The following is a 1,593-nucleotide window of genomic DNA, read 5'->3' on the forward strand; positions in this document are numbered from 1 at the left end:
GCATATTTGGAATCAGAATCAGCAGGATAAAGTTTAATCTCTTGTTGTTCTTCTGCCAGAATTCTAATCCTTGGTTTCTGAAGCTTGGTTGAAGCTTTTTCCAACATGGCAGCCACAACTTGAAATACTGGGCCAATCTCAGCTTTTTGTTGGCTGGTTTCTAATGCTAATTTATGAAGCCAGAATAATTGGCCGGTACTTAAAGATTGGCTTTTGAATTTGCTAACCAAGCCTTTAGCAAACTCAGAGTCAACTTTAGATTCAACAATTTTTGCTGCTTCTGAATCTGTGAGGCTGGTGATAATTTCCTCGTTTTTCCATTTTAGCTTTCTATCTGATGGCATTGACGGTTTCCTAATTAAATTTAATTTACTTTTCCACTTAATAGACTTGCGAAACTGCAAGCGTATTACGTCCATCTCCCTTCTGCGTCATCGCGTTTCAACGCAGTAACTTTACTAACCTGCCGCTCAACATCACCAACCTCACTATCGAAACACCAAGGGTACGCTTTGACCCATTCCTCTACAAAAGCATTAGCCGCCTCTGACTCAACATATTTTTCATGGATGAAAGCGACGAGTTCGCTTTTTCCTTTGCAAAGGGAGTTAGAGTAGCCGGTGATGTTGTTTTCCCGACATAAGGCAATTAGTTCTTTGACGGTCATTTTTTGAAATTGCGTTGTCATTAATTTGTTAGTTTCCTTGCAATTCAATCTTAATTGGGAGCATTGGCAGTAATTCTCGAAAACGTTTAGCTTCTTCGTTTTTGAGAATTAAGAATCCCGCCGGATTAAAATATATCGTTAATTGTTCTTCTTCAGAATGTAAAGAAAAAGTCGCTCGTTTTATTTTCCATAAATTAAAATAAAACCGACACTGCAAAAGTCGGACAAAAATTTTTCCCTCAATATCTTGCTTTTCATAAATTGCATAGTGTTCCAGTTTTTCGATAAAGTCTGAGTCTAAGTAGCTATCTAATTCGATATGGGTTGTTTCATCATTGGTGTCGGAGAATAACTTAATATTATTTTTGAAATTCCTTGCCACCATAATTACAGATGCCAAATTGATTAATCCTTCAGTGGTTTGAACGATTGTAGGTTGAGTTCTGTTCATATTGATTTGGTGAGGTTAACTTTTAAATAATGAGAAATTCACGGACACGGAACTGAGCAGTTCATCCCCTCGCCACCCTTTGGATGCTTCAGCAAAATCGGGCCGGCTTGATAGATTGGGTGGGAACCAAGTTGTTTGACAAAAACCGGGACTTTTGAATTCTTGCTCATAATATGTTCAGGTTTTGTTTACAGGATTAGGTGGAGACGGATGGAAAAGTTGTCTCCACCGGCAGTAGTTGGAGTTATTTCAACAGTCCGTAGTTACGAGCGCAGATGGGCCCGTAACCCAGAGATAAGGAAGTTTCAGTGCTTAATCGTTGGTAACAGAAGCAGCAGCGGCCTGTCAGAGCACCGTATTCTTGTGCGGTATGGTGTGGGTTTTGAGCAAACTTTTTTAGGGCCGGTACGACCCATGCGGGACATCCTTTTGCTGGGCGGAATGTGCCGGCTTTATCAATTGTTCCTAGGAACCC

At 40.2% G+C, this 1,593-nt stretch carries 4 protein-coding genes; all 4 read right to left on the reverse strand.

All coding sequences use genetic code 11. The features are described 5' to 3' along the window. Positions 1-419 (reverse strand): hypothetical protein (locus NG798_RS27620; protein WP_261226928.1); only part of this gene is annotated, 419 nt, incomplete at its 3' end. After that, positions 410-688, reverse strand: a complete 279-nt coding sequence (locus NG798_RS27625; protein WP_261226929.1) for a Rho termination factor N-terminal domain-containing protein — start codon at positions 686-688, stop codon at positions 410-412. The genes NG798_RS27620 and NG798_RS27625, both read right to left, overlap by 10 nt. A gap of 7 nt (positions 689-695) precedes the next feature. Next, positions 696-1,118, reverse strand: coding sequence for a hypothetical protein (locus NG798_RS27630; protein WP_261226930.1), 423 nt, complete (start codon positions 1,116-1,118; stop codon positions 696-698). A 244-nt stretch (positions 1,119-1,362) separates the two neighbouring features. Then, positions 1,363-1,578, reverse strand: coding sequence for a DUF6011 domain-containing protein (locus NG798_RS28335; RefSeq protein ID WP_375339010.1), 216 nt, complete (start codon positions 1,576-1,578; stop codon positions 1,363-1,365). Positions 1,579-1,593 lie beyond the last annotated feature (15 nt).

The organism is Ancylothrix sp. D3o, assembly GCF_025370775.1.
Taxonomy (GTDB): domain Bacteria; phylum Cyanobacteriota; class Cyanobacteriia; order Cyanobacteriales; family Oscillatoriaceae; genus Ancylothrix.